Here is a 25,946-nt window from a genome sequence, read left to right as displayed (position 1 = left end):
CGTCGTCCGGGCCGGCACCGTCGTCCCTGCCCGCCGAGCCGGCCCCGGCGCCCGGCGCTCACGGCCCGGACGCGTCGAGCACCTCCCGGAGCCGGGCCGCGAAGGCCTCGGGCTGACCGGCCCACCCGAGCTCCCCGCCCAGGAAGCCGCCGTGGTGGCTCGGGAAGATCGTCAGCGGCAGGCCCAGCCGGGTCGCGACCGCCTCCGCCGACCGGCCCGTGACCTGACGGGCCGACTCCTCCCCGGCCGCCACCACGATCCTCACCCCGGAGGCCGAGAGGGTGTCGACGTCCGGCGTCCACGCGGTGACGCTGTCCGAGGCGCCCGAGAGCAGGGGGTCGTCGCGGGAGCCGTCGTCCCCGGCCGGAAGACCGTAGGCCACGGGGTCCGGCGCGGGCCGGTCGAAGTAGTCCTGCGTCAGCTCACCCTCCCAGGACGTGTAGTCGATGAACCTGGCCATCCCGGGGCCGAACCCGCCCTCCTGGTAGGCGCGAGCGATGTCCTGCTCGGCCCGCCCGACCCCCTCGGCGTCGGGCAGCAGGTGGGTGAGGGGAGGTTCGTGAGCGACGAGCACCAGGACGTCCTGGGGGTATGCCGTCACCAGGGCGAGCCCGTCCACCGCGCCCCCGCTGCTGGCGAAGACCTCCACGGGGCCGCAGCCGAGGGCGTTCACCAGGTGGTGCAGGTCCTCGGCGTGCTGCTGGGGGTCGTGGTCGGTCCGACCGTCCTCGCGGGTGCTGCGACCCAGCCCACGGGGGTCGTAGGTCACCACGGTGCGGTCCGGGAAGAAGGACCTCAGCGCCCTGAACCCGCTCGCGTCCATCGGCTGGCCGATCATCAGCAGCGGGGGCCGGTCCGTCGGCGGCAGGGGCCCGTGCACGTCGTAGACGACGGCGGCCCCCGGGACCGCCAGGGTGCGGGTGCTGGTGGAGACGGTCATGTGGTGTCCTCCCTGCCCGACGGGTCTCTGCATCGTCCCACCGGACGCCGGCGGCACCAGGGTCCCGCCCGCCCTGCATCACCCGCGGCGCACGCTCACCGCAGGCCGGCACCCCACTGCCGGGCCCGCTCCACCTCACCGTCGAGCAGCGGCCCCCGGTCACCGTGCACCCAGAACTTCTCCGGGTCGGCTACCAGGGTGCACCCCAGGGCCCGCAGCGTCGGCCCGCCGACGACCAGCAGGTCCACGTCCAGCCCGGCGAGCGGGGGAGTGGCGCCGACGTCGACCACCTCCGCCTCCCCGCCGAGCCCCGCGGCCACCGCCTCGGCCACCTCCCGGGTGTTGCCGAACGCCGACTCGTAGACGACCAGGTAGCGCATGGGAATCCCTCCGTATGCCGTGCCTCCAGCACACACCCGGCTCCCGCAGCGCACAAGGGCGGCGGGCTGTCTGCCCCGTCACACCGGCGCTTCCCGGAGGCTCACTCCGGCGCAGCGCCCCACTGCGCGGGCCGGGGGAGCCGGCGGACGTCCCGGCCGGCGAGGACCAGGACCAGGGCGAGGAGGCAGCAGCCGGCGCTGACGAGCAGGGTCCCCCGCAGCCCGACGGTCGCCAGCCCCAGGCCCGCGACCACGGGTGCCAGCGGGACCGCCCCGGCGGAGAGCAGCTCGATCGCGCTCGACACCCTTCCGAGGACCGCGCGGGGGGTCACGTGCATCAGGTAGCCCAGCACCCCGGCGTTGATCGCCGGCGCGGCCACGGTGCCCAGGCCCAGCACGACCAGGGTGGGCCAGAAGCCTGGCAGCCACGGCAGGACGGCGACCGAGGCCGCCAGCCAGGCCAGGCCGCCGGCCGCGACCCAGCCGGTCGGCAGGCGGTCGACCAGGGTGCCGGCGACGAGCGAGCCGAGGAGCATGCCCACGCCCAGCGCCAGGGAGACCAGCCCGAGCCGTCCCGGTGACACCCCCTGCGCCCCGAAGGAGTAGAGGACGGTGGTGAGCGCGGCGTTGAGGCCGAGGTTGAGGACCGCGGCGACCAGCGCGATGGTCCGCAGCACGGGCTGGCGCCAGAGCCAGCGCAGCCCCTCGGCCGCCTCCCTCCGCATCGAGGCGCGGTGCCCCTCGGGCCGGGCCACCGGCGCGAAGGACCCGCGCAGGCCCAGTGCGGACAGCGCCGCCAGCAGGTGCGCGCCCGCGGCCGCGCCCAGCGCGACGACCGGGCCCAGGCCCAGCAGCAGGCCGCCGAGCGGACCTCCGCCCATGGCCAGCGCGGCGTCGCGCCCCTGGTTCGCGCTCATCGCCCGCGGCAGCAGGCCGGCCGGGACCGCCTGCCGGAGGGCGGCGTTCGAGGCGCTCCCGAACAGGCCCGACCGCACCCCGGCCACGACGTTGAGGGCCGCCAGGGCCAGGACGCCGAGCCCCGCGGCATACGCCAGGGCCATGAGCGTGAGCACCACGGCACCCAGGGCGCCGCCGAGGATCATGAGGCGGCGCAGGTCGTGCCGGTCGGCCAGCACCCCGCCGACGATGGTGGTGAGGACCCGGGCGGCCAGCCCGAGCGCGGCCACGCTCCCGGCGACGGCGGGGTCCCCGGTGAGCAGCAGCACGACGAGCGGCAGGACGAAGCCCTGCACGGAGGAGGCGAGGGCCGAGCTGGTGTCGCTGGCGAGCCAGGCGAGGTAGCCCCGGTCGCGCCAGAGCGAGGGGGCGGGTGCGGGGCGCTCGGTCTCCGGCGGGACGGGGGAGCCGCTCGGAGCCGGGGCGGTGGTCGTGTGCGTCATACCCGCAACGATAGTTGCGCAACTTTAGTTGCGCAATACCTCTTGCTAAACTTCTCTCGTGAGCCTGCCGCAACCCGTCCCCATGACCTCGCCCATGCTCAAGGCGCTGACGCACCCGCTGCGTCGCCGGATCGTCCGGCTGATGCGGTCGGGAGACCCCATGCGGGCCACCGACCTCGCCGAGCGGCTCGACGTCGCGGCCAACTCCGTCAGCTTCCACCTGCGCCGGCTGGCGGCGGCGGGGATGATCCGCGAGGCTCCCGAGCTGGCCCGCGACCGTCGGGACCGGGTGTGGGTCCTCACCGGGTCAAGCTTCGGCCTCGACCACCCCGACGCCCCCGTCTCGGCCGAGGAGGAGGCGGCGATCCGGGCGTTCGTCGACCAGGAGGGCCTGGACCTGCAGGACCTGCTCCGGCGGGTGCTGGCGTGGGCCCCGGAGTGGGCCGCCGGGCGCGACCCCGTCGCGCGGGCGCAGCTGGCGTCCACGACCCTCGAGCTCACGGAGGAGGAGATGGAGGCCGTGGGGGAGGAGTTCCGCGAGGTGCTCGCCCGGGCCAAGGACCGGGCGAGGGCCGAGCCTCAGGACGGCAGGAAGGTCTGGCAGGTCGTCCTGCTCAGCGCCGAGGAGGGCCTGGGGCGTCCCGACGGCGGGTGAGACGACCCCGCCCCGGGGCACGGAGGCGGTTCGCCTGACGGTATGCGGTGCGGGCGGCTACGGTGAGCCAGATCACGTCCGCGTCGAGAGGTGGTTGGTGAGGGTGGCACGCAAGGACTCGACCTTCCTGGGGTGGCCGGTGCTGCGGCAGCTGGCCTCGGGCGACCTGCTCGGGCGGGGGGCGGCGGTGACGTCCCGGCGCACCCGCGAGATCGAGCCGCGGACCACGACCGCCGACCGCGTCGTGCAGAGCGTCTGCCCCTACTGCGCCGTGGGCTGCGGGCAGAAGGTCTTCGTCTCCGACGAGAAGATCGTGCAGATCGAGGGCGACCCCGACTCGCCGATCAGCCGGGGCCGGCTGTGCCCCAAGGGGGCCGCCAGCGAGCAGCTCGTCAACTCACCGACCCGGCAGACCTCCGTCCTCTACCGCGCGCCCGGCGCCACGCAGTGGCGCACGATCGACCTGGACACCGCCATCGACATGGTCGCCGACCGTTACGTCGAGTCCCGCCGCAACACCTGGCAGGACGTGGACGACAAGGGTCGGCGCGTCCGCCGCACCATGGGGATCGCCTCGCTCGGGGGAGCCACCCTCGACAACGAGGAGAACTACCTCATGAAGAAGTTGTACACGGCGACGGGGGCGATCCAGATCGAGAACCAGGCGCGGATATGACACAGCTCCACGGTCCCCAGTCTGGGGACCTCGTTCGGCCGCGGCGGCGCCACCCAGTCCCTCCAGGACATGGCCAACGCCGACTGCGTGGTGATCCAGGGCTCCAACATGGCCGAGTGCCACCCGGTGGGCTTCCAGTGGGTCTTCGAGGCCAAGGCCCGCGGCGCGCGAATCATCCATATCGACCCGCGCTTCACCCGCACCTCGGCGATCGCTGACACGCACGTCCCGGTGCGGGCCGGCACCGACGTGGTGCTGCTCGGTGCCCTCATCAACCACGTCCTGAGCAACGACCTCTACTTCCACGACTACGTCGTCGCCTACACCAACGCCGCGACCCTCATCACCGAGGACTTCGCCGACACCGAGGACCTCGACGGGCTCTTCTCCGGCTACGACCCGCAGACGGGGGCCTACGACACCTCTTCCTGGGCCTACGAGTCCCGCGAGGACGAGGACGCGTCGGGCTCGGACGACACCGTCGACGCCCCGGCCGGGGACGACGAGGGGTCGGAGGACCGGGCCCGCGCCGGCGGTCACGAGCTGGGAGCCGCCGGTGCGGCCCTGGAGCACGCGAAGGTGGTGCGGGACGAGAGCCTGCAGCACCCCCGCACGGTCTTCCAGATCCTCAGGCGGCACTACGCCCGCTACACCCCCGAGCTGGTCCGGGACATGTGCGGCATACCCGTCGAGCAGTTCCACGAGGTGGCGCGCGCCATCACCGAGAACTCGGGCCGGGAGCGCACCACCTGCTTCGCCTACGCGCTGGGGTGGACCCAGCACAGCCTGGGAGCGCAGTTCATCCGGACGGCCGCGATCCTGCAGCTGCTTCTGGGCAACATGGGTCGTCCCGGCGGCGGCATCATGGCCCTGCGCGGGCACGCCAGCATCCAGGGCTCCACCGACATCCCGACCTTGTTCAACCTGCTGCCCGGCTACCTGCCGATGCCGATGGCCGGTGAGCACGACTCGCTGACGGAGTACCTCGCGACCATCTCCTCCCCGCTGCAGAAGGGCTTCTGGACCAACGCCGACGCCTACACCGCCAACCTGCTCAAGGCCTGGTTCGGCGAGGCAGCCACGCCGGAGAACGACTTCTGCTTCGACTACCTCCCGCGTCTCACGGGCGCCCACGGCACCTACCAGACGACGATGGCGATGCTCGACGGCGAGGTCGAGGGCTACTTCGTCGTCGGGCAGAACCCCGCGGTGGGCTCGGCGCACGCGCGGATGCAGCGGATGGCGCTGGGGCAGCTGAAGTGGCTCGTCGTGCGCGACCTGCAGCTCATCGAGACCGCCACCTTCTGGAAGGACTCCCCGGAGATCGCCACCGGCGAGCTGCGCACCGAGGACATCGGGACGGAAGTCTTCTTCTTCCCGGCCGCCAGCTACGCCGAGAAGTCGGGCACCTTCACCCAGACGCAGCGCATGCTGCAGTGGCGCCACCAGGCCGTGCAGCCGCCAGGGGACGCCCAGAGCGAGCTGGACTTCTACCACGAGCTCGGGGTGCGGATCCGCGCCCGGCTGGCGGGCTCGACCGACGAACGTGACCGTCCGGTGCTCGACATGACCTGGGACTACCCCCGCGACGAGCACGGCGAGGTCGACGCCGAGGCGGTCCTGCTTGAGATCAACGGCGTCCACCTCACCGGCGACCGGGCCGGCGAGCCGCTCAGCTCCTTCGCGGAGATGAAGGCCGACGGCAGCACCTCCGGCGGCTGCTGGATCTACAGCGGCGTCTTCGCCGGCGGGGTGAACCGCTCCAAGAACCGGGTGCCCGGGCAGGAGCAGGACGAGACCGCGGCCGAGTGGGGCTGGGTCTGGCCGATGAACCGGCGCATCCTCTACAACCGCGCCTCCGCCGACCCTCAGGGCAGGCCGTGGAGCGAGCGGAAGAAGTACGTCTGGTGGGACGAGGAGGCGGGGCGCTGGACCGGCAAGGACGTGCCGGACTTCCCGGTGGACCGCCACCCGAGCTTCCGCCCGGACGCCGACGTCGGCGGCCCCGCCGCGATCGCCGGGGACGACCCCTTCATCATGCAGGCCGACGGCAAGGGCTGGCTCTTCGCGCCCAAGGGGATGGTGGACGGGCCGCTGCCCACCCACTACGAGGCCCAGGAGTCGCCGGTCCGCAACCCGCTCTACGCCCAGCAGCGCAACCCCAGCCGGCTGGTCTTCGCACGCAAGGACAACCTGTGGAGCCCCTCGGGGCAGGAGCCGGGCCACGACGTCTACCCCTACGTCTTCACCACCTACCGGCTCACCGAGCACCACACCGCGGGCGGGATGAGCCGGTGGCTGCCCTACCTGTCCGAGCTGCAGCCCGAGATGTTCTGCGAGGTGTCCCGCGAGCTGGCGCAGGAGCGCGGCCTGGAGAACGGCGGCTGGGCGACGATCATCTCCGCGCGCAGCGCCATCGAGACGCGCGTGCTGGTCACCGACCGGGTCCGGCCGCTGACCATCGGGGGCCGCACCGTCCACCAGATCGGCCTGCCCTACCACTGGGGCGTCGGGCGCGACGCGGTCGTCGAGGGCGACTCGGCCAACGACCTGCTCGGGGTGGTGCTCGACCCCAACGTGCACATCCAGGAGTCCAAGGTCGGCTCCTGCGACATCCGGCCCGGGCGCCGGCCCCACGGCGAGGAGCTGATGCGCCTGGTCGCGGACTACCAGTCGCGCGCCGGGAGCACCGCCGAGACCGCCAACGAGCGGGTCGACGAGGTGGCGCCGGAGCTGGCCGCCCGGCGCGCCGCGACCGCACCCCGACCCGACGACGACCAACCGGACGACGCACCGGACGACGACGCACCCGACGAAGGAGAGCGGTAGATGGGCTACCTCGCCCGCCAGCTCGCGGGACCCACCGACCCCGCCCCCGACGCCGGGTGGCAGCACCCGCCCGCGCGCAAGGGCTTCTTCACCGACACCTCGATCTGTATCGGGTGCAAGGCCTGCGAGGTGGCGTGCAAGGAGTGGAACGCCCTGCCGATGGACGGCCTCGGGCTGAGCGCCAACTCCTACGACAACACCGGCGACCTGGGTGCCAGCACCTGGCGGCACGTCGCCTTCGTCGAGCAGACGCAGGAGCGCATCGCCGCCGCCCGCGAGTCGGGCCGTCGCCTGGTGGACCTGGGTATGCCGGGGGTCGGGGCACCGGCGCACCCTCCCTCCCCGTCGGGCGGCGCCCCGGCGGGCTACGGCACCCTGCCCGCCCCGGTCGAGGGTCACGGGCCGGACCTGCGCGACCTGCTGGCGGGTGTCGGCGGGGGAGCACCGCAGCCCCCGACCGAGGGCGCGACGACCGTGGACGGCACCCCGATGGTCGGGCCGCTGCCGGAGTTCCGTTGGCTGATGGCCTCGGACGTGTGCAAGCACTGCACCCACGCCGGCTGCCTGGACGTCTGCCCGACCGGCGCGCTCTTCCGCAGCGAGCACGGCACGGTGGTGGTGCAGGCGGACGTGTGCAACGGGTGCGGCTACTGCGTCGGGGCCTGCCCGTTCGGCGTCATCGAGCGCCGCAGCGACTCCGCCGTCTCCGTGCGCGACGACGGGCACGTCCCCTCCGTTGGTGTCGCCCAGAAGTGCACCCTGTGCTACGACCGGCTCACCGACGACCAGACGCCGGCCTGCGCGCAGACCTGCCCGACGACCTCGATCCGCTTCGGCACGCACGAGGAGATGGTGGCGGCCGCGCGGACCCGCGTCGCGCAGCTGCACGACCAGGGCTTCACCGAGGCCCGGCTCTACGGGGCGAACGAGGACGACGGCGTCGGCGGCACCGGCTCGGTCTTCCTGCTGCTGGACGAGCCGGAGGTCTACGGCCTGCCGCCGGACCCGATCGTGCCCACCGCCCGGCTGGCCGAGATGTTCCGCACGGCGGGCTACGCCGGGCTGGGCCTGCTCGGGGCGGCGGCGCTGGCCTTCGCGGGGAGGCGGTCGTGACCACCTCGGCCTTCGACAGCTACCGCCCGCCCGAGGACGAGGGGCGTCGCCGACGCCGGTCCGGGGTGCGGGCCTCCGCGGGTGCCGCCGCCCGTGACCTGGCGCGCGGGGGCCGCAGCTGGCTCAACCGCGACGGCGGCGGGCGCCGGGAGGCCCCCGCGGTCCCGGACGCCGAGTTCTCCGCCTACTACGGCCGCCCGATCATCAAGCCGGTGCCGTGGAAGCACGAGATCCCCGCCTACCTCTTCCTCGGCGGGGTGGCCGCCGGCTCCGGCCTGCTGGCGACGGGCGCCGCCCTCACCGGCCGGGACGTGCTGCGTCGCAACAGCCGCTACACCGCGATGGCCACCGTCGCCCTCAGCGGCGCCACCCTCGTCGCCGACCTGGGCCGTCCCGAGCGCTTCCTCAACATGCTGCGCACCGTCAAGCTCACCTCCCCGATGTCCGTGGGCACCTGGATCCTCTCCGGGTATGCCGCGTTCGCCGGCGTCGCCACCGCCTGCGAGGTCGCCCGGGCCCTCCCGCTGCCCGACCGGGGCGTCGTCGCGCTCGCCGGTCAGGCGCTGGAGCTCGTCGACCTGCCCGCCGCAGTGGGCCAGGCCCTGTTCGCGCCCCCGCTGGCCGCATACACGGCCGTCCTGCTGTCCGACACGGTCACGCCCGTGTGGTTCGAGAGCCGCGGCCAGCTGCCCTTCGTCTTCGTGGCGTCCGCGGCGATGGCCGCCTCCGGCGTGCAGCTGGTCCTCACCCCGACCGTGCAGGCCGGCCCCGCCCGCCGGCTCGCCCTCCTCGGGGCCGCGACCGACCTGGTGGCCATGCACCGGCTCGAGCGGCACCTGGAGGACCTGGAGCTCCTCGAGCCGCTGGAGGAGGGGGAGGCCGGGCGCAAGCTGCGGCTGGCCAAGGCCCTCACGGTCGCCGGCGGGCTCGGGACCCTGCTGACCGGGCGCAGCCGTCTGCTCTCCGTGGCCTCCGGCGCCGCGCTCGCGGCCGCCTCGGCCCTCACCCGCTTCGGCATGGTCGAGGGGGGCATCGAGTCCGCGAAGGACCCGCGGTTCACCGTCGGGCCGCAACGCCGCCGGCTGGAGGAGCGGCGCGCCGCGGGCACCGTCCACGACAGCATCGTCACCGTCCGCTGACCCCGCCGGCCGGCAACCCTGGCCGCCCGACCCCTGCCACCCGACCCACCTCCTACCGGCCCACTCCGACCGACCCACTCCGACCGACCCACCTCCCAGGAGAGCTGATGAGCGAGTCGACGCAGACCACCAGGGAGCCGTCCACCGGCTCGGGCACCGGCAACCGGTGGCTCATCCTCGCCGGTGGGGTGCTGGTGCAGCTCGCCATCGGGGCCGTCTACGCCTGGAGCACCTTCAGCAAGGCGATCCAGGCCGAGCCCTCGGCCCTCGAGCTGAGCAAGGTCCAGGCGACCATCCCCTTCGAGGTCGCCATCGGGATGATCTTCGTCGGCACCTTCCTCGGCGGTCGCCTGCAGGACCGGCGCGGACCGCGACCGGTCGCCCTGGCCGGGGTGGCGATCTACTCCGTCGGCATCATGCTGGCGAGCCTCGCCCGCGACGCGGGTGACCTGTGGCTGCTCGTCCTGGGCTACGGCGTCCTCGGCGGTTTCGGGCTCGGCCTGGCCTACATCGTGCCGATCGCGATGCTCCAGAAGTGGTTCCCCGACAAGCGCGGCCTCATCACCGGCATCGCGGTGGGCGGCTTCGGCTTCGGTGCGGTGATCACCTCCCCCCTGGCCCAGATGATGATCGACGGCAGCGCCGACTACCAGCGCTACCCCACCAAGGTCTTCCTGTGGCTCGGGCTGGCCTACCTCGTCGCGGGGCTGCTCGGGGCCGCGGTCTTCCGGGACCCGCCGGAGGGCTACACGGCGCCCGGGAAGGGCGGGGTCGAGGACGACGGCAGGGGCGAGGTCAAGGACGCGGCGACGCCCCCCGCCGACGCCGAGGACCGCGCGGACGGCGACGCCGAGGACCGCGCGGAGGCCGACGGCGGCTCCCAGGCACGGGACTTCACCCAGCAGGAGGCGCTGCGGACACGGCAGTGGTACCTCCTGACCCTCATCCTCACCATCTCGGTCACCGCGGGGATCTCCTTCATCTCGGTCGCCGCCGGCACCGCCACCGACGTGGCGGGCTTCTCCGCCGTCGGGGCGGCCACCCTGGTCGGCGTCATGGGCCTGTTCAACGGGGGCGGGCGGATCTTCTGGGCGGCCCTGTCGGACCGGATCGGACGGCGCCCGGCGTTCGTCGGGATCCTGGGGATCCAGGGGCTCGCCCTGCTGGCGCTGCCGCACGTGGGCAATGTGGTCGTCTTCTACGTCCTCGCCGCCCTGATCTACACCTGCTACGGCGGGGCCTTCGGCACCCTGCCCTCGACGGCCAGCGACTTCTTCGGGGTGGCCCACGCCGGCGCGATCTACGGCCTGATGCTCATCGGCTGGTCCATCGGCGGCGTGATCGGGCCGTTGCTCATCTCCTGGCTGGTCGGGGAGGACCAGGCCTACACCCTCGGCTTCACCGTCATGGGGGTCATCGCCCTGGTGGGCGCGGTCGTCCCGCTGCTCACCCGCCCGCCCCGGCGGGACCCCTGATGCGACCTCAGTCGCCGACGGCCTCCAGCGTCGCGCGGATGGAGGCGGCGCTGAGCCGCAGCCGGTGCTGCTCGTCATCCGACATCGGGACGGCCAGCCGCTCCACGGCCCCGTCGGCGCCCACCACCGTGGGGACCGACAGGCAGACCCCGCTCACGCCGTACTCACCCTCCAGCAGGGTGGACACCGGCAGGACCCGCCGCTCGTCGCGCAGGACCGACTCCACGATCTGGCAGCAGGCCAGGGCCACGGCGTAGTTGGTGGCGCCCTTGCCAGCGATGATCCGGTAGGCCGCGTGCACCACCTCGTCGGCGATCTCCGCCAGCTCGGCCTCGTCCAGCCGTCCTCCGTGCCCGCGGGACCAGTCGCGGACCGGCACCCCGCCCAGGCTGGCCGAGCTCCACAGCGGGAACTCGGTGTCGCCGTGCTCCCCGACGACGTAGGCGTGGACGTTCTGGACCGCGACGCCCACCCGCCGGGAGATGGCGTGCCTGAGGCGGGAGGAGTCCAGCACGGTGCCGGAGCCGAAGAGCTGCCGCGACGGCAGGCCGGTGAGGCGCAGCGCCGCCGTGGTGACGACGTCGACCGGGTTGGTGACCATGACGTAGGTGGCGTCCGGGGCGACCTCGAGCAGGCGCGGCATGAGGGTGCGGACGAGGGCGACGGTGCTCCCGGCCAGGTCCATGCGGGTCTGCCCCGGCTTCTGCTTGGCGCCGGCGGTGACGACCACGACCCGGGCGCCACGGCATACCTCGACGTCGTCGCTGCCCACGATCGACCCCCTCGGCGTGAACGACAGCCCGTGGCTGATGTCCAGCACCTCCGCCTCGAGCTTGGCCGCGTCGATGTCGTGCAGCGCCACGCGGCGGGCGCTCCCGCGCACCAGGGCGGTGTAGGCGATGGTGGCGCCGACGGCACCGGCACCCACCACCACGACGTCGGGACCAGGGGAGGGGCGATCGCTCATGGGCCCAGTCTGGAGGACACGGGGCCGGGCGCGCGACCGCACGGCCCCCGCGCCTACGCTGACCCCATGACCTGGGTGCGTTCCCGACCGAAGAGCCTCGCCTGGACGCTGCTGGCGGCCGTGGTGCTCGTCGTCGGCCAGGGGGTGTGGCGCTACAGCCGGGGCGGCGTGGCGCTGGAGGAGGACCTCTTCGGCTTGGTCTTCCGCGTGGCCGTGGTGGCGCTCCTCGTGGGGGTCTACCTGCGCTCCGGCGGGGTGACGACGGCCTCCGCGGAGGGTCTGGTCGTCCACGACGGGATCCGCCGCCTGGAGTTCCCCGCCGCGACGGTCCGCACGGTCGACCGGGACGCGGCACGCGGGGGAGCCGTCGCCGTGCTGAGCGACGGCCGTCGGGTCGAGCTGCCCGGGGTGTCCGCCGCCCAGGCCCGCGACGTCACGCGCGAGCTGAGGCGCCGGTAGCGGCCGGCGGCATACCCTGGCGGCGTGAGTGGTCGACCGCCGCGCACCGCCGGCCCACCCGGCGTGAGCCCGCAGACCGAGTGGCTGATGCAGCCCCGGTGGCTGCCGACCTTCCGCGCCGGCCTCGGCGTTGCCGTGATCCTCTCCGCCCTGGTCGCGCTCGCCGCCCTGTCGGTGGTGGGCCCCTGGCGACCGGGCGCCCTGCCCCTGGTCGCGGCCTGGTGCGGCTACGGCGTCTTCCTCGTCTGGGCCAGCCGGCGGGAGCGCAGCGGCACGCGGCTGGAGGCCGACCGCATCGTGGTCACCTCCGGCACCCAGGTCGACCACCTCGGGCGGCAGGACATCCTCGACCTGCGGCACGACCAGCCGCCCCCGCACGCCTGGCGGGTGCAGGCGGTCCCGCGCGACGGGCGGCTCCTCACCCTGCTCGCCGTGCCTCCCGAGGAGCTGGAGCGGCTGCGCCGGTGGCACGCGCAGCGACCGACCTCCGGAGGGTCGGCCCCGTGAGCCGGCGCCCGGGGTATGCCGTCGCGCTCGTCGCGGCCCTCACCCTGCTCCTGTCGGGCTGCGGGCTCGGCCCGGGGCCGGGGGCCGAGGTCGAGGTCGTGGGGCGCACCTTCCTGAGCACCGGCGTCACCGAGGACGGGCGGCCCCGGGACCTCGTGGCGGGGTCGCGGGTGCGGCTGACCTTCGACGACGGGCAGCTCTCTGCGCAGGCCGGCTGCAACACGATGTTCGCGGGCTACCGGGTCGAGGAGGACGTGCTCCGGGTCGACTCCCTGGGCGGGACCGAGATGGGCTGTCCCGAGGAGCTCATGGCCCAGGACGCCTGGCTCGTCGAGCTTCTGGAGTCCGGCCCGGTGCTCGCCCTCGACGACGCCACGCTGACGCTGACCGGCGCGGGGACGGTCCTCACCCTGCTCGACCGCGAGGTCGCCGACCCCGACCGTCCGCTGGTCGGCCCGCGCTGGCAGGTCGACTCGCTCGTCACCCGCGACGCCGTGGCGAGCGTGCCGGGCCAGGCGGAAGCGACCCTGACCTTCCGGGACGACGGGACGGTCGAGATCCTGGGCGGGTGCAACCAGGGCAGCGCGCCCTACACCTACGACGAGCGGGAGGGCACCCTGGTCGTCGGGGACGTCGTGATGACCGCGATGGCGTGCGAGGACGAGCGGGGCGAGCTCGAGGACGCGGTGCTGGGGGTGCTCCGGACGGGCGCGCTCACCGTGGAGATCGTCGGGCCGAGCCTCACCCTGACGGCCGGCGACCGGGGGCTGGGACTGCGTGCGGGGGAGGACGGCGCGGGCTCGTGACGGCCCGCGGCGGGGGCCCGACCGCTCAGCGCGGAGGCATCCGCAGGGCGCCGTCGAGGCGGATGACCTCGCCGTTGAGCATCGGGTTCTCGACGATGTGGGCCACGAGCGCCGCATACTCCTGCGGGCGGCCGAGCCGGGAGGGGTGGGGGACCAGCGCCTCGAGGGAGGCCTTCACGTCCTCACCCAGGCCGGCCATCATGGGGGTCTCGAAGACGCCGGGCGCGATGGTCATCACCCGGATCTGCTTGTCGGCCAGGTCGCGGGCGGCGGTGAGGGTGAGCCCCACGACGCCGGCCTTGGAGGAGGCGTAGGCCGCCTGCCCGATCTGGCCGTCGAAGGCCGCGACGCTGGCGGTCATCACGATGACGCCCCGGTCACCCGCGCCCTCGTCGTCCGGGGTGTTCTGCGCCATGGCCTCGGCCGCCAGGCGCAGGACGTTGAAGGTGCCGACCAGGTTGATGTCGACGACGGTGCGGAAGGCCTCGAGGTCGAGCACGCCGCGGCGCGACAGGACCCGGCCGGGGGTCGCGACGCCGGCGCAGTTGACGACGACCCGCAGCTCGCCCATTTCGGTCGCGGCACGCACCGCGGCGGCCACCTGCTCGGCGTCGCGCACGTCGGCGCCGGCGAAGCCGACCCGGTCGCCGAGCTCGCCGGCCAGCTCCTCCCCCCGCCCGCCGGGGAGGTCGACGAGCAGCACCTGCGCTCCGGCGTCGAGCAGCCGGCGGGCGGTCTGCTCGCCCAGGCCGCTCGCGGCGCCGGTGACGAGGGCGACGGTGGATTCGGTGATGCGCATGGGTCCTCCGGGTGTGGGCGGGGTCAGCGGTGCTGGGCGAGGAGCTGGCGGGAGATCACCAGGCGCTGGATCTGGTTGGTCCCCTCGAAGATCTGGGTGACCTTGGCCTCCCGCATCATCCGCTCGACCGGGAAGTCGATGGTGTAGCCGTAGCCGCCGAGCACCTGCACCGCGTCGGTGGTGACCCGCATCGCGGCGTCGGTGGCGACCAGCTTGGCGATGGACGCCTCCTGGGTGTGCGGCAGGCCGGCGTCCTTGAGCCGGGCGGCGTGCAGGTAGGTGGCGCGGGCCGAGCCCACGGCGGCCGCCATGTCCGCGAGCAGGAAGGCCAGGCCCTGGTTGTCGGCGATCGGGCGACCGAACTGCTGGCGCTCGGCGGCGTAGGCGGTCGCCACCTCGAGCGCCCGCTGGCCGAGCCCCGTCGCCGCCGCGGCGATGCCGAGGCGACCGGCGTCGAGGGCGGCCAGGGCGATCTGCATACCCTGCCCCTCGGCCCCGATGCGGTGCTCGGCCGGGAGGCGGACCCCGTCGAGCAGGACCTCCCCGACGGTGTCGGAGTGCAGCCCCATCTTGCGCTCGGGCTCGGCGAAGGTCAGCCCCTCGACGCCCGCGGGCACGTGGAAGCAGGACAGCCCCCGCCCGCCGTCGTCGGAGGTGCGGACGAAGGTGGTGTAGAAGTCGGCGTGCCCCGCGTGGCTGATCCAGGCCTTGCCGCCGGTGAGCACGTAGTCGTCGCCGTCGCGGACGGCACGGGTGCGGATGGCGGCCACGTCGGATCCGGCCTGCGGCTCCGAGACGCAGTAGGCGCCCAGCTGGGCCCCGCCGAGCATCTCGCCCAGCCAGCGCTCCTGCTGCTCGGGGGTGCCGTAGGTCGCCATGGGGAACGCGGTCAGGGAGTGGACGGAGACCCCCACCGCGACCGACATCCAGGCCCGGGCGATCTCCTCGACGACCTGCAGGTAGACCTCGTAGGGCTGCCCACCGCCGCCCTGCTCCTCGGGATAGGCCAGGGAGAGCAGCCCGGTGTCCCCGAGCAGCCGGAAGACCTCGCGCGGGAAGCGGTGCTCCGCCTCGGCCGCGTCCACCTGGGGGAGGAGCTGCTCGTCGGCGATCTCCCGGACCAGGGCGAGGAGGTCGCGGGCTTCGTCCGTCGGGAGGACACGGTGCACCATGCGCGCAACGCTAGCGCCCGACGCGACGTCACCCCCACACGACCCTCGTCCCGACCCCGGCACGCCGCGCGCCCCGTCCCTCCCCGCCCGCCGCCCCGTACCCGTCCCTCCCCGCCGTACCCCGACCCTCCGCGCGCCTCATACCCCCTCCCTCCCCGACCTGTGCACCGATTCCGGACGTCTGCGCGGGATATCGCCCGTGCAGAAGTCCGGAGGTCGTGCACAGGTCGGGTATGGAGCCGCGCCTCAGGCCGGGTAGACGTGGGTCTCGGTCGCCTTCACCCCGGCCCACAGCGTGCGCCCGGTGACGATGCCGAGCTCGGCGACGGCGCCGAGGGTGACCTCCGCGACCAGGTGCAGCTCCGGCCCGGTGAGGTGCACGCGAGCGCGCTGACCGGTGACGGTCACGGCGCCGACGGTGAGCTGCCACAGGTTGCGGGCCGAGGCGTGGGGGAGGGACGTGTAGAGGGTGATCGCCTCGGGGTCGACGGTCGCCCACAGCCGGTCACCGGGACGGGCACCGTCGGGGGCCGAGGCGACGACGAGCCGGCCGCCCCCCTCGACTCCAGGGTGGGCGGGGGGCCCGGCGAGAGGCGGCCCTGCAGGAGGTTCAGCCCCACGACCCCGGCGACGTAGGAGGACCGGGGGCGGGCGATGACCTCGGCGGGGGCGCCCTGCTGGACGACGCGCCCGTCCTCGAGGAACACGAGCTGCCCGCCCAGCGTCAGTGCGTCGACGGGGTCGTGGGTGACCAGGACGGTCACGCCCGGGAAGTCGCGCAGGCGGGCGGCGAGGCCGGCCCGGGTGACCGAGCGGGTCTCAGGGTCCAGGGCCGACAGGGGCTCGTCCAGCAGCAGGAGCGCGGGGTCGGTCGCCAGCGCCCGGGCGAGCGAGGCCCGCTGCGCCTGGCCCTGGGAGACACGGCCGGGCCGCCGGTCACGCAGGTCGCCCAGACCCACCCGGTCCAGCTCCTCCGCCGCCCGGGCCCGGGCCACCCGGCGGCTCGCCCCGCGCGCCCGGGGGCCGAAGGCGACGTTGTCCAGCAGGCTCAGGTGGGGGAAGAGCAGGGGGTCGGCCAGCAGCATCCCGACGCTGCGGTCCTCGGACGGCCGGTGCGGACCCCGCCCCTGCGCCCACAGGGTCCCCGCGACCCGCACGTGGCCGGCGGTGAGGGTATGCAGCCCCGCCAGCGTCTTGAGGGCCGTGGTCTTGCCCGACCCGTTGGGGCCGAGGAGGGCGGTGACGCCACCGTCGCTGCGCAGGTCGGCCCGCAGCCGGAACGAGCCGAGGTCGACCTCGAGGCGGGCGTCCAGGGCCGACCCGCCGCCCGGCCGGGGTGCGGACCAGCGTCCCGGCGTCACCGCAGCCACCGCGAGCGGAGCAGGCCGAGCACCAGGACGCTCAGGAGGAGCATGACCAGGGAGAGGGCCAGGGCCGCTTCCGGGTCCTGCTCGAGGGCCGCGTAGACGCCCAGCGGTGCCGTCTGGGTGCGCCCGGGGAAGCTGCCGGCGAAGGTGATCGTGGCGCCGAACTCCCCGAGCGCCCGGGCCCAGGCCAGGGCCGACCCGGCGGCGACGCCCGGCAGCGTCAGCGGGACGGCCACCCGCAGGAAGGTCCGCACCGGGCCGGCGCCCAGGGTCGCGGCGATCTCGTCGTAGCGCCGGTCCAGGCCACGCATCGCGCCCTCGACCGCGATGACGTAGAAGGGCAGGGCGACGAAGATCTCCGCCATGACGACGGCGACGGTCGTGAACGGCACGGTGATGCCGAACGTCTGGTCGAGCCACCCTCCCAGCACGCCGCGTCGCCCCCAGGTCATGAGCAGGGCGACGCCGCCGACGACGGGCGGCAGCACCAGCGGGACCGTGATGAGCGCCCGGGCCCAGCTCGTCAGCGGGTGGTCCGACCGGGCGAGCAGCCAGGCCAGTGGGGTGCCCACGAGCCAGACGACGACCATCGTCACGCTCGTGGTGAGGGCGGACAGCCGCAGCGACTGGCCGACCACGGGGGCGCGCAGGTGCGTCGCCAGGTCGGGCCAGTCCGCGCGCAGCAGGAGCGCGAGCAGGGGCAGGACGAGGAAGCCGACGCCGACGGCGGCGGGCACCAGGAGGGGAAGCCGCCTCGGGAGGACCGTGGTCACGGGGCCACGAACCCGGCGTCGGCCAGGTGCTGCTGCCCGCGCCCGGACAGGACCTCCTGGATGAAGGCCGCCGCCAGCTCGTGGTCGGAGACGGCGAGGATCGGGTAGCCGGTCGTGACGTTGACCGCCCCCGGGATGTCGATCCCCAGCACCCGGTCCCCGGCGGCGGCCACGTCGGTGCGGTAGACGATGCCGACGTCGGCCTCCCCCAGCTCGACCTTGGTGATGGTCGCCCGGGCGTCGCGCTCCTGGGAGGACACGGCCGGGTCGATCCCCAGCCCGGTCAGCAGCGCGGACGTGGCCTCACCGCAGGGCACCTGGGGCTGGCAGACCACGAGGCGCAGCCCTTCCGTCGTGAGGTCCTCCACGCCCGTGACCCCGGCGGGGTTGTCCGGGGGGACCGCCAGCGAGAGGCTGTTGGTGGTGAAGACGACCGGCTCGCTGCGCCGGAGCTCGGCGGGGAGGTGGTCCAGGGGGCCCGGGCCGGCCAGGGCGAGAACGTCGGCGGGTGCCCCCTCGGCCACCTGCTGGACGATCGTGGAGCTGGCGGCGAAGCTGAGCTCCACCGTGCTCCCCGGATGGTCGGCCTCCACGTCGGCCGCGACGAGGGACAGGACGTCGGTGAGGGAGGCCGCGGCCAGGACGGTGAGGGTCCGGCCGTCGTCCTCGCCCGCCCCGGCACCCGAGCAGGCGGTCAGGGCGAGCGCGGCCGCGACGGCGGCCCCGAGGGCACCGCTCCGGCCCGCCCAGGACCCCGTCGGCGGGAGGTGGTCACCCCGGCAGCCCGACGGTGACGTGGGTGGCCTTGACCGACGCGACGACGACCGAGCCGACCTCCAGCCCCATCTCCTGCACGGCCTCGGTGGACAGCAGCGACACCAGGCGGAAGGGTCCGGCCTGCAGGTCGACCTGGGACATGACCCGGTCGCTGACGACGCGGGTGACGATGCCGCGCATCTGGTTGCGGGCCGACGACGTGCCGACCGGCCCCACCTCGGCCTGGGCGGACGGAGCCTGCTCGCCGGCCATCCGCGCCACGTCGATCGCCTCGACCACCACCCGGCCACCGACGTCCCGGCCCGCGGTCAGCCGTCCGGCCTCCACCGCGCGACGGACCGTGTCGCTCGACACCCCGAGCAGCCGGGCCGCCTCCGAGATCCGCATCTGCGTCATGGGAGACACCATAGCGCCGCAGATGCGCCGACGACCGTCGACCGCTCAGTCGGCGAACAACCCCCGGACCCCGGCCCGGAGCGCGCTGACATCGGTGTCGACGGCGACCAGGTCCAACGGAGGCAGGTGCGGGTCGAGGTCGCGGCTGCCGGAGAAGGCGCCCGCCAGCACGCCGTGCTCCCGGGCGGCCTGCACCACCGTGCGGATCGCCGCGAGGACCCGGTCGTCCACCGGGCCGGGACCGCCCAACGCCAGCGAGAGGTCGTAGGGGCCGACGAAGAGCCCGTCGACCCCGGGGGTGGCCGCGATCGCCGCGGCCGCGTCCAGCGCGCCGCGGGTCTCGACCATGGGCAGCAGGAGGGGGTGGGCGGGCGCCCCGACGACCGCGCTGCGGGACATCCCGGTGCTCCGCCTCCCCACGGGCGGCAGGCGCACGGCCCGGACCAGCGCGCGCACGTCCTCCACCGTGTCGACGCTGGGCACGATGACGCCGGCGACGCCGCTGTCCAGGACCGCGCCCAGGTGGGCGAAGTCGGTGGACGCGGCGCGGGCGAGCACCGGCAGGTCGGTCACCCGGAGCAGGTCGCGCAGGTCGGCCACGTCGTACTGCCCGTGCTGCAGGTCGACCCCGAGCCACCCGACCCCGAGCTCGACCAGCAGGGCCTCGAGGGCCGCGGGACGCAGGACGGTGAGCCACAGGCCTGGCCCCGTCGGAGCGGTGCTCATCGTCCGCCCCCCTCCCCGGGGCGAAGCGGGTCCAGGTCGGGCCGCTTGGCCTCGAGGGCGTCCCCGGAGGACCGGCCCTGCAGCCGCCGCTGGACCCAGGGGGCGGCATACTCCCTGGCCCAGCGGGCGTGGCCGCGCAGGCTCTCCACCGTCCCGAGCGGCACGGCCGGCGGCAACGGCGCCCGCCAGTCCGCCTCCTCCTGCGTGTGGCCGAGCGCGACGTAGGCGGCCAGCGCCACCCGGCGGTGTCCCTCGGAGGTCATGTGGATGCGGTCCTCGGACCACATCCGCCAGTCCTTGAGGAAGTCGCACGCCCACTGGTTGAGCACGAAGGCGCCGCGCCGCTGCGCGATCGACCAGAGGTGGGCGGTGTAGACCCCGACCCGGCCGCGGGTGCGGATGATGACCGGGGCACCCACCGGGTCGGTGGGGGTGGCCAGCAGCACGTCGGCCCCGGTGGCGCGGATCCGGGCCACCGCCGCGTCGAGCTGGGCGGCCAGGGCGTCGACGTCGGCGCGCGGGCGCAGGATGTCGTTGCCGCCGCCGACGATGCTGACCAGGTCGGGCTCCAGCGCGAGGGCGGCCTCGAGCTGGGGGCCCGCGACGTCCGCCAGCTTGCGCCCCGGACGGCGAGGTTGGCGTAGGCCAGCTCGTCGACGTGCGTCGACAGCAGCGCGGCCAGGCGGTCGGCCCAGCCCACGTAACGGTCCGGCACCCGGGGGTCGGGGTCGCTCATGCCCTCGGTGAAGGAGTCGCCGATGGCGACGTAGCGGGCCCACGCGCGGGGCCGGGGTCGCACGCTGCCCGTCCCACCGTGGACGGTGGGCCCCGCGTCGCCGTGGACAAGCAGGGACGGGCGGGGTGCGGGGGTGCCGGGGGTGTCGGGTCGGTCGCTCACGGGAGCCTCCAGTCGATCGGGTCTGACCCCTGGCGGACCAGCAGCTCGTCGGTGCGGCTGAAGGGCCGGCTGCCGAAGAAGCCGCGAGCGGCCGACAGGGGGGAGGGGTGGGCGGACTCGACGCACGGCACGTCGCTCAGCCGCGGTGCGAGGGCGCGGGCGTCGCGACCCCACAGGATGGCCACCAGCGGACCGCCGCGCCGGGCCAGGGCGTCGATCGCGAGCTCGGTGACCTGCTCCCAGCCCCGGCCGCGGTGGCTGGCCGGCGCTCCCGGCGAGACGGTCAGCACCCGGTTGAGGAGCATCACCCCCTGCTCCACCCACGGCGACAGGTCACCGGTGCTGGGCCGGGGGACGCCGAGGTCGTCGACCAGCTCGCGGTAGATGTTGTCCAGGCTGCGGGGCAGGGGCGTGACGTCGGGGGCGACGGAGAAGCTGAGGCCGACCGCGTGACCCGGGGTCGGGTAGGGGTCCTGCCCGACCACCAGCACCCGCACCTCCTCCAGCGGGCGCTCGAAGGCGCGCAGGACCCGCTCGCCGGCGGGCAGGTAGCCGCGCCCCGCCGCGAGCTCGGCCCGCAGGAACTCCCCGAGGGCGGCGACGGTCTCCTGCGCCGGGGCCAGGACGTCGGCCCAGGAGGGGTGCACGAGGTCGCGCAGCGGGGTGGCGGTCACGGGACGACAATGTATGCGGCGACGCGCGGCGCCGTGAATGACACCCGTGTAAGTCCGGTGACGTACGATGGTCGACATCTGGTCAGACCGTCGTGCGACGAGAGGACATTCACCCATGGGAGCCGCCACCCGCGTGCAGCAGGTCGACCCCTCCTCCGGGCTGTCCGAGCGCGACCGGGAGATCCTGGACTTCGAGCACCGGCACTGGACCTACGCCGGCTCCAAGGAGCAGGGCATCAAGGACCTCTTCGGTCTCTCCGCCACCCGCTACTACCAGATCCTCAACCAGCTCATCGACAGCGAGGCCGCGCTGGCCCACAAGCCGCTGCTCATCAAGCGCCTGCGCCGTGACCGCAGCCGCCGCCAGCGGGCGCGCTCGATGCGTCGCCTCGGCCTGCAGGGCTGATCCGGCCCGCCGGCCCCCTCGCCGCGGGCGCAGGCACCCACTAGGTTGGACGCCACGGCCTGCGGCCCTGGCAGGCCTCGATCGAGGAGGCTGGCTTCCATGAAGACCGACGTCGAGATCGCCCAGGCGGCGACGCTGCGGCCGATCGGCGAGATCGCCGAGGGGCTCGGGCTGTCCACGGACGACTACGAGCCCTACGGTCACACCAAGGCCAAGCTCTCCCTCGGCATCCTGGAGCGGTTGAAGGACCGGCCGGACGGCAAGCTGATCCTGTGCACCGCGATCAACCCGACCGCGGCCGGCGAGGGGAAGACCACGACCAACGTGGGCCTGTCCCAGGCGCTGAACAAGATCGGCAAGAAGGCGATGACCACCCTGCGCGAGCCCTCCCTGGGCCCGTCGTTCGGGATGAAGGGTGGCGCGGCCGGCGGCGGCTACGCCCAGGTGGTCCCGATGGACGACATCAACCTGCACTTCACCGGCGACTTCCACGCGATCACCTCCGCGCACAACCTGCTCGCCGCGCTGCTGGACAACTCCATCCACCAGGGCAACCCGCTGGGCATCAACCCCAAGCGGGTCGTCTGGCCCCGCGTGCTGGACATGAACGACCGCGCGCTGCGCAACATCGTCATCGGCATGGGCAAGGTGGGCGACGGTGTCGTCCGCGAGTCCGGCTTCGAGATCACCGTCGCCTCCGAGATCATGGCGGCCCTGTGCCTGGCGACCAGCCTGGAGGACCTCAAGGAGCGCTTCTCCCGGATGGTCGTGGCCTACACCTACGACAAGCAGCCGGTCACCGCCGCCGACCTGCAGGCCCCCGGTGCGATGGCGCTGCTCATGAAGGACGCGATCAAGCCCAACCTGGTCCAGACCCTGGAGAACACCCCGGCGATCATCCACGGCGGCCCCTTCGCCAACATCGCCCACGGCAACAACTCCATCGTCGCGACGAAGACCGCGCTCAAGCTGGCCGACTACGTCGTCACCGAGGCGGGTTTCGGCGCCGACCTGGGCGCGGAGAAGTTCTTCGACATCGTCTGCCCCGCGGGCGACCTGCGCCCCGACGCCGTGGTCGTCGTCGCCACCGTCCGGGCCCTCAAGCTCAACGGGGGCAAGGACAAGAAGGAGCTCACGAACGAGGACCTCTTCGCCCTCGGCAACGGCATCGTCAACCTCGAGCAGCACCTGGAGAACCTCGCGAAGTTCGGCGTCCCGGCGCTCGTGGCGCTCAACCGGTTCCCCAGCGACACCGACGCCGAGCTGTCCCTGGTGCGCCAGCGCTGCGAGGCCCTCGGGGTCAAGGTCGTGCTGTCCGAGGTCTTCACCAAGGGCGGGGAGGGTGGTGCCGACATGGCGCACGCGGTCGTCGAGCTGTGCGAGCAGGGCAGCGACTACCGCCCGCTCTACGACGCGGAGCAGACCCTGCACAGCAAGATCGAGACGATCGCCAAGGAGATCTACCGCGCCGACGGCGTCGACCTGGCGCCCGCGGCCGCGACCCAGCTGGGCCAGCTGAACGCCGACGGCTACGGCCACCTCCCGGTGTGCATGGCCAAGACCCAGTACTCCTTCTCCGACGACCCCACCCGGCTGGGCGCCCCGCGCGGCTTCCGCATCACCGTCCGCGAGCTGGTGGTCAACGCGGGCGCGGGTTTCGTGGTGGCCCTCACCGGCGACATCATGCGGATGCCGGGCCTGCCGAAGGTGCCCGCGGCCAACGGCATGGACATCACCGAGGACGGGACGATCGTCGGTCTGAGCTGAGACCGGGGGTATGCCGTGGGGCCGGGTGCCGTCCGGCCAGCCCCGCCGCATACCTAGCCCGCCGCATACCTAGACTGGGGCCATGTTGACGTGGCGCGAGATCGGCCCCGGGGTCTTCGCCCGGCGGCACGAGGAGCTCAACCTCAACTGCGGTCTGATCGTGGGCGAGCGGCGCAGCGTCGTCGTCGACACCCGGATCTACCACCGCCAGGGCGTCGAGCTGCTGGAGTCGGTGCGCGAGATCACGCCGACCGAGATCGTCGTGGTCAACACCCACGCGCACTACGACCACTGCTTCGGCAACTCCGCCTTCCGCGACTCCCAGATCTACGCCCACACCGGTGCGGCCGAGGAGCTGATGCGGACGGGGGAGTCGCAACGCACCCAGATCGTGGAGCACCTGCGCCGGACCGACCGCGAGGCGATCGCCCGCGAGATCGAGCAGACCGAGATCGTGCTGCCGTTCTACCTCGTGGACGGGGACACGAGGATCGACCTCGGTGACCGCAGCGTCGACCTCCTCTACGCCGGGCGCGGCCACACCGACCACGACCTCGCGGTGGCGGTGCCGACGCCGGGGTCGTTTTCGCCGGTGACCTGGTCGAGGAGGGTGCCGACCCGGCCATGGAGGACGCCTTCCCCCTCGAGTGGGCCGGCACCCTGCGGGCCCTGGCCGCCAAGGCGCCCTCCAGCGGCGCCGACGCCTGGGTGCCGGGCCACGGGGACGTGGTCGACCAGAGCTTCGTGCAGACGCAGACGGCGCAGCTCGCCGAGCTGGCCGAGCGCTTCGCGGAGGTGCTGGAGGCCGGCCCGACCGGCGTGGAGGCCCTCATCGGCGCCGCCCGTGGGCTGGGCCTGCAGGAGCAGACGCTGCGGGAGGCGGCCGTCAGGGCGCTGGAGCTGCGGGGCACGCGGTCGTGAGCATTTGCACTCGAGGGGGTCGAGTGCTAATCATGGACCTAGCACTCTCGACCCGAGAGTGATAATCCCGACCGGCCTGCCGAGGGTCGGACCGTGGGGCGCCGGAAGCCCCATCCGTCCGGCTCGTCCGTCGCGGGCGGCACCCGGTCACCCGTCCGTCCACGTGTGGAGGAACCAGCGCAGATGGCCAAGCTTATTGCTTTCGACGAGGAGGCTCGCCGCGGGCTCGAGAAGGGTATGAACACCCTTGCCGACGCCGTGAAGGTGACCCTCGGCCCCAAGGGCCGCAACGTCGTGCTCGAGAAGAAGTGGGGCGCCCCCACCATCACCAACGATGGTGTGAGCATCGCCAAGGAGATCGAGCTCGAGGACCCCTACGAGAAGATCGGCGCCGAGCTGGTCAAGGAGGTCGCCAAGAAGACCGACGACGTCGCCGGTGACGGCACCACCACCGCGACCGTCATCGCCCAGGCCATGGTCAAGGAGGGCCTGCGCAACGTCGCCGCCGGCGCCAACCCGATGGCCCTCAAGCGCGGCATCGAGGTCGCCGTCCAGGCGGTCAACGACGAGCTGCTGGGCATGGCCAAGGAGGTCGAGACCAAGGAGCAGATCGCGCAGTCCGCGTCAATCTCCGCGGCCGACACCGAGATCGGCGAGATGATCGCCGAGGCCATGGACAAGGTCGGCAACGAGGGCGTCATCACGGTCGAGGAGTCCAACACCTTCGGCCTGGAGCTCGAGCTCACCGAGGGCATGCGCTTCGACAAGGGCTACATCAGCCCCTACTTCGTCACCGACACCGAGCGCATGGAGGCCGTGCTCGAGGACCCCTACGTCCTCGTCGTGAACTCCAAGATCTCCTCGGTGAAGGACCTGCTCCCGCTGCTGGAGAAGGTCATGCAGTCCGGCAAGCCGCTGGCGATCGTCGCCGAGGACGTCGAGGGCGAGGCCCTGGCGACCCTGGTGGTCAACAAGATCCGCGGCAACTTCAAGTCCGTCGCCGTCAAGGCCCCGGGCTTCGGCGACCGCCGCAAGGCCATGCTCGGTGACATCGCCATCCTCACCGGTGGCCAGGTCATCTCCGAGGAGGTCGGGCTCAAGCTGGAGACCGCCGAGCTGGACCTGCTGGGCACCGCCCGCAAGGTCGTGGTCACCAAGGACGAGACCACCATCGTCGAGGGTGGCGGCGACGCCGACCAGATCGCCGGCCGGGTCGCCCAGATCCGCGCCGAGATCGACAACAGCGACTCCGACTACGACCGCGAGAAGCTGCAGGAGCGGCTGGCCAAGCTGGCCGGCGGCGTGGCCGTCATCAAGGCGGGCGCGGCGACCGAGGTCGAGCTCAAGGAGCGCAAGCACCGCATCGAGGACGCCGTGCGCAACGCCAAGGCTGCCGTCGAGGAGGGCATCGTCGCCGGTGGTGGCGTGGCCCTCATCCAGGCCTCCAAGGCCTTCGACGGTCTCGACCTGCAGGGTGACGAGGCGACCGGCGCCAACATCGTCAAGGTCGCCGTCGAGGCCCCGCTCAAGCAGATCGCGATCAACGCCGGTCTCGAGGGTGGCGTCGTGGCGGAGAAGGTCCGCAACCTCACCCCGGGCCACGGCCTCAACGCGGCCACGGGCGAGTACGGCGACATGCTGGGCTTCGGCGTCGCCGACCCGGTGAAGGTGACCCGTTCCGCGCTGCAGAACGCCGCCTCCATCGCCGCGCTGTTCCTCACCACCGAGGCCGTCATCGCCGACAAGCCGGAGAAGGCCCCGGCCATGCCGGGCGGCGACGGTGGCATGGGTGGCATGGACTTCTGACCCCCCGGGTCGGAGCCGGACTCCCGCGTTGCTCGCGGAAGACCACTGACGGGGCGGTCCCTCCTGGAGGGGCCGCCCCGTCGGCGTCCCCGGGGGCTGCCGCCACCCGGGTGGGGCC

Annotated in this window: 27 protein-coding genes and 1 pseudogene; 14 read left to right on the top strand and 14 right to left on the bottom strand. The window is 73.7% G+C overall.

From position 1 onward, the window contains the following. Nucleotides 1-58: 58 nt before the first annotated feature. The 3 genes from E3Z34_RS14010 to E3Z34_RS14000 form a co-directional block, all read right to left on the bottom strand. Nucleotides 59-940 carry an alpha/beta fold hydrolase gene (locus tag E3Z34_RS14010; protein ID WP_134774103.1) on the bottom strand — a complete coding sequence of 294 codons (882 nt, stop codon included), beginning with the start codon at nt 938-940 and terminating at the stop codon, nt 59-61. Nucleotides 941-1,035: 95 nt separating this feature from the next. After that, complete coding sequence (locus E3Z34_RS14005; protein ID WP_134774102.1) at nt 1,036-1,320, bottom strand: flavodoxin family protein; 285 nt, start codon at nt 1,318-1,320, stop codon at nt 1,036-1,038. A gap of 101 nt (nt 1,321-1,421) precedes the next feature. Continuing rightward, nucleotides 1,422-2,720: an MFS transporter gene (locus E3Z34_RS14000; RefSeq protein ID WP_134774101.1), complete on the bottom strand. Its 1,299-nt coding sequence runs from the start codon at nt 2,718-2,720 to the stop codon at nt 1,422-1,424. A gap of 58 nt (nt 2,721-2,778) precedes the next feature. Between E3Z34_RS14000 and E3Z34_RS13995 the strand changes: the two genes are divergently transcribed. From E3Z34_RS13995 to E3Z34_RS13970, 5 genes are all read left to right on the top strand, one after another. Next, on the top strand, nt 2,779-3,375 hold the full coding sequence (locus E3Z34_RS13995; protein WP_134774100.1) for an ArsR/SmtB family transcription factor: 597 nt from the start codon (nt 2,779-2,781) through the stop codon (nt 3,373-3,375). A 103-nt stretch (nt 3,376-3,478) separates the two neighbouring features. After that, a complete protein-coding gene (gene fdh / locus E3Z34_RS13985) occupies nt 3,479-6,880 on the top strand; it encodes a formate dehydrogenase (RefSeq protein WP_202977107.1) in 3,402 nt (1,133 codons plus the stop codon). Next, nucleotides 6,881-7,993: a 4Fe-4S dicluster domain-containing protein gene (locus E3Z34_RS13980; protein ID WP_134774098.1), complete on the top strand. Its 1,113-nt coding sequence runs from the start codon at nt 6,881-6,883 to the stop codon at nt 7,991-7,993. After that, entirely contained in the window at nt 7,990-9,132 is a 1,143-nt protein-coding gene (gene nrfD, locus E3Z34_RS13975; protein WP_134774097.1) for an NrfD/PsrC family molybdoenzyme membrane anchor subunit, read from the top strand. The genes E3Z34_RS13980 and nrfD overlap by 4 nt, the downstream gene beginning before the upstream one ends. A gap of 107 nt (nt 9,133-9,239) precedes the next feature. Further along, entirely contained in the window at nt 9,240-10,607 is a 1,368-nt protein-coding gene (locus E3Z34_RS13970) for an OFA family MFS transporter (RefSeq protein WP_134774096.1), read from the top strand. Nucleotides 10,608-10,614: 7 nt separating this feature from the next. Here E3Z34_RS13970 and E3Z34_RS13965 read toward each other — a convergent pair whose 3' ends face one another. Next, entirely contained in the window at nt 10,615-11,574 is a 960-nt protein-coding gene (locus E3Z34_RS13965) for an L-lactate dehydrogenase (protein ID WP_134774095.1), read from the bottom strand. A 66-nt stretch (nt 11,575-11,640) separates the two neighbouring features. On the opposite strand from E3Z34_RS13965, the gene E3Z34_RS13960 reads away from it, so the two are divergent. From E3Z34_RS13960 to E3Z34_RS13950, 3 genes are read left to right on the top strand one after another with little or no spacing between them, the layout of a single operon-like run. Beyond that, nucleotides 11,641-12,033, top strand: a complete 393-nt coding sequence (locus E3Z34_RS13960; protein WP_134774094.1) for a hypothetical protein — start codon at nt 11,641-11,643, stop codon at nt 12,031-12,033. A gap of 24 nt (nt 12,034-12,057) precedes the next feature. Further along, complete coding sequence (locus E3Z34_RS13955) at nt 12,058-12,540, top strand: hypothetical protein (protein ID WP_134774093.1); 483 nt, start codon at nt 12,058-12,060, stop codon at nt 12,538-12,540. Continuing rightward, nucleotides 12,537-13,346, top strand: a complete 810-nt coding sequence (locus E3Z34_RS13950) for an META domain-containing protein (RefSeq protein WP_134774092.1) — start codon at nt 12,537-12,539, stop codon at nt 13,344-13,346. The genes E3Z34_RS13955 and E3Z34_RS13950 overlap by 4 nt, the downstream gene beginning before the upstream one ends. Nucleotides 13,347-13,371: 25 nt before the next feature. On the opposite strand, the gene E3Z34_RS13945 is transcribed toward E3Z34_RS13950, so the two are convergent. The 6 genes from E3Z34_RS13945 to modA form a co-directional block, all read right to left on the bottom strand. Beyond that, complete coding sequence (locus E3Z34_RS13945) at nt 13,372-14,145, bottom strand: SDR family NAD(P)-dependent oxidoreductase (protein WP_134774091.1); 774 nt, start codon at nt 14,143-14,145, stop codon at nt 13,372-13,374. A gap of 23 nt (nt 14,146-14,168) precedes the next feature. Beyond that, the gene (locus E3Z34_RS13940) at nt 14,169-15,317 is read right to left on the bottom strand and encodes an acyl-CoA dehydrogenase family protein (RefSeq protein ID WP_134774090.1); all 1,149 of its coding nucleotides are present in this window, start codon (nt 15,315-15,317) and stop codon (nt 14,169-14,171) included. 246 nt (nt 15,318-15,563) lie between these two features. Further along, nucleotides 15,564-15,725: a TOBE domain-containing protein gene (locus tag E3Z34_RS19115; RefSeq protein WP_158288685.1), complete on the bottom strand. Its 162-nt coding sequence runs from the start codon at nt 15,723-15,725 to the stop codon at nt 15,564-15,566. Continuing rightward, on the bottom strand, nt 15,722-16,678 hold the full coding sequence (locus E3Z34_RS13925) for an ABC transporter ATP-binding protein (RefSeq protein ID WP_238695189.1): 957 nt from the start codon (nt 16,676-16,678) through the stop codon (nt 15,722-15,724). The genes E3Z34_RS19115 and E3Z34_RS13925 overlap by 4 nt, the downstream gene beginning before the upstream one ends. Then, nucleotides 16,675-17,457 carry an ABC transporter permease gene (locus E3Z34_RS13920; protein WP_134774088.1) on the bottom strand — a complete coding sequence of 261 codons (783 nt, stop codon included), beginning with the start codon at nt 17,455-17,457 and terminating at the stop codon, nt 16,675-16,677. Before E3Z34_RS13920 ends, E3Z34_RS13925 begins: the two co-directional genes overlap by 4 nt. Continuing rightward, entirely contained in the window at nt 17,454-18,050 is a 597-nt protein-coding gene (gene modA / locus E3Z34_RS13915) for a molybdate ABC transporter substrate-binding protein (protein ID WP_238695188.1), read from the bottom strand. Before modA ends, E3Z34_RS13920 begins: the two co-directional genes overlap by 4 nt. Here modA and E3Z34_RS18290 point away from each other — a divergent pair. Next, a complete protein-coding gene (locus E3Z34_RS18290; RefSeq protein ID WP_202977117.1) occupies nt 18,036-18,251 on the top strand; it encodes a hypothetical protein in 216 nt (71 codons plus the stop codon). The two genes, modA and E3Z34_RS18290, sit on opposite strands and share 15 nt — an antisense overlap. Here E3Z34_RS18290 and E3Z34_RS13910 read toward each other — a convergent pair. The 4 genes from E3Z34_RS13910 to E3Z34_RS13895 all read right to left on the bottom strand — a co-directional run bounded on the left by E3Z34_RS13910 (nt 18,229) and on the right by E3Z34_RS13895 (nt 20,928). Continuing rightward, a complete protein-coding gene (locus E3Z34_RS13910) occupies nt 18,229-18,630 on the bottom strand; it encodes a TOBE domain-containing protein (protein WP_134774087.1) in 402 nt (133 codons plus the stop codon). The genes E3Z34_RS18290 and E3Z34_RS13910 overlap by 23 nt on opposite strands. 45 nt (nt 18,631-18,675) lie before the next feature. Next, nucleotides 18,676-19,356, bottom strand: a complete 681-nt coding sequence (locus E3Z34_RS13905; RefSeq protein ID WP_134774086.1) for an HpcH/HpaI aldolase family protein — start codon at nt 19,354-19,356, stop codon at nt 18,676-18,678. Further along, a complete protein-coding gene (locus E3Z34_RS13900) occupies nt 19,353-20,135 on the bottom strand; it encodes an SGNH/GDSL hydrolase family protein (protein WP_420818957.1) in 783 nt (260 codons plus the stop codon). The genes E3Z34_RS13905 and E3Z34_RS13900 overlap by 4 nt, the downstream gene beginning before the upstream one ends. A gap of 115 nt (nt 20,136-20,250) precedes the next feature. Then, a complete protein-coding gene (locus E3Z34_RS13895; RefSeq protein ID WP_134774085.1) occupies nt 20,251-20,928 on the bottom strand; it encodes a uracil-DNA glycosylase in 678 nt (225 codons plus the stop codon). 115 nt (nt 20,929-21,043) lie between these two features. Here E3Z34_RS13895 and E3Z34_RS13890 point away from each other — a divergent pair, with 115 nt between their 5' ends. From E3Z34_RS13890 to groL, 5 genes and pseudogenes are all read left to right on the top strand, one after another. Next, nucleotides 21,044-21,334, top strand: coding sequence for a DUF3263 domain-containing protein (locus E3Z34_RS13890; RefSeq protein ID WP_134774084.1), 291 nt, complete (start codon nt 21,044-21,046; stop codon nt 21,332-21,334). A gap of 99 nt (nt 21,335-21,433) precedes the next feature. Then, nucleotides 21,434-23,101 (top strand): formate--tetrahydrofolate ligase, encoded by a 1,668-nt coding sequence (locus E3Z34_RS13885; protein WP_134774083.1) that lies wholly within the window; start codon nt 21,434-21,436, stop codon nt 23,099-23,101. Between the two features lie 82 nt (nt 23,102-23,183). After that, a pseudogene (locus E3Z34_RS20340) lies at nt 23,184-23,603 on the top strand (MBL fold metallo-hydrolase); the annotation flags it as partial. 122 nt (nt 23,604-23,725) lie between these two features. Next, nucleotides 23,726-24,022, top strand: coding sequence for an MBL fold metallo-hydrolase (locus tag E3Z34_RS19110; RefSeq protein WP_238695187.1), 297 nt, complete (start codon nt 23,726-23,728; stop codon nt 24,020-24,022). 183 nt (nt 24,023-24,205) lie between these two features. Beyond that, complete coding sequence (gene groL, locus E3Z34_RS13875) at nt 24,206-25,828, top strand: chaperonin GroEL (protein ID WP_134774081.1); 1,623 nt, start codon at nt 24,206-24,208, stop codon at nt 25,826-25,828. The last annotated feature ends 118 nt before the right edge of the window (nt 25,829-25,946 follow it).

Origin of the sequence: Ornithinimicrobium flavum (genome assembly GCF_004526345.1) — a bacterium.
GTDB classification, from domain to species: Bacteria; Actinomycetota; Actinomycetes; order Actinomycetales; family Dermatophilaceae; genus Ornithinicoccus; species Ornithinicoccus flavus.
Note: the sequence above shows the minus strand (reverse complement) of the source record. Positions and strands in the feature narration are given on the sequence as shown.

Excerpts from the sequence above, each read along its gene's own strand:
- E3Z34_RS14010 (WP_134774103.1), bottom strand. The coding sequence starts at position 940 with ATGACCGTCTCCACCAGCACCCGCACCCTGGCGGTCCCGGGGGCCGCC.
- E3Z34_RS14005 (WP_134774102.1), bottom strand. The coding sequence starts at position 1,320 with ATGCGCTACCTGGTCGTCTACGAGTCGGCGTTCGGCAACACCCGGGAG.
- E3Z34_RS14000 (WP_134774101.1), bottom strand. The coding sequence starts at position 2,720 with ATGACGCACACGACCACCGCCCCGGCTCCGAGCGGCTCCCCCGTCCCG.
- E3Z34_RS13980 (WP_134774098.1), top strand. The coding sequence starts at position 6,881 with ATGGGCTACCTCGCCCGCCAGCTCGCGGGACCCACCGACCCCGCCCCC.
- E3Z34_RS13970 (WP_134774096.1), top strand. The coding sequence starts at position 9,240 with ATGAGCGAGTCGACGCAGACCACCAGGGAGCCGTCCACCGGCTCGGGC.
- E3Z34_RS13965 (WP_134774095.1), bottom strand. The coding sequence starts at position 11,574 with ATGAGCGATCGCCCCTCCCCTGGTCCCGACGTCGTGGTGGTGGGTGCC.
- E3Z34_RS13960 (WP_134774094.1), top strand. The coding sequence starts at position 11,641 with ATGACCTGGGTGCGTTCCCGACCGAAGAGCCTCGCCTGGACGCTGCTG.
- E3Z34_RS13945 (WP_134774091.1), bottom strand. The coding sequence starts at position 14,145 with ATGCGCATCACCGAATCCACCGTCGCCCTCGTCACCGGCGCCGCGAGC.
- E3Z34_RS13940 (WP_134774090.1), bottom strand. The coding sequence starts at position 15,317 with ATGGTGCACCGTGTCCTCCCGACGGACGAAGCCCGCGACCTCCTCGCC.
- E3Z34_RS18290 (WP_202977117.1), top strand. The coding sequence starts at position 18,036 with ATGGTCGGCCTCCACGTCGGCCGCGACGAGGGACAGGACGTCGGTGAG.
- E3Z34_RS13910 (WP_134774087.1), bottom strand. The coding sequence starts at position 18,630 with ATGACGCAGATGCGGATCTCGGAGGCGGCCCGGCTGCTCGGGGTGTCG.
- E3Z34_RS13905 (WP_134774086.1), bottom strand. The coding sequence starts at position 19,356 with ATGAGCACCGCTCCGACGGGGCCAGGCCTGTGGCTCACCGTCCTGCGT.
- E3Z34_RS13890 (WP_134774084.1), top strand. The coding sequence starts at position 21,044 with ATGGGAGCCGCCACCCGCGTGCAGCAGGTCGACCCCTCCTCCGGGCTG.
- E3Z34_RS13885 (WP_134774083.1), top strand. The coding sequence starts at position 21,434 with ATGAAGACCGACGTCGAGATCGCCCAGGCGGCGACGCTGCGGCCGATC.
- E3Z34_RS19110 (WP_238695187.1), top strand. The coding sequence starts at position 23,726 with ATGGAGGACGCCTTCCCCCTCGAGTGGGCCGGCACCCTGCGGGCCCTG.
- groL (WP_134774081.1), top strand. The coding sequence starts at position 24,206 with ATGGCCAAGCTTATTGCTTTCGACGAGGAGGCTCGCCGCGGGCTCGAG.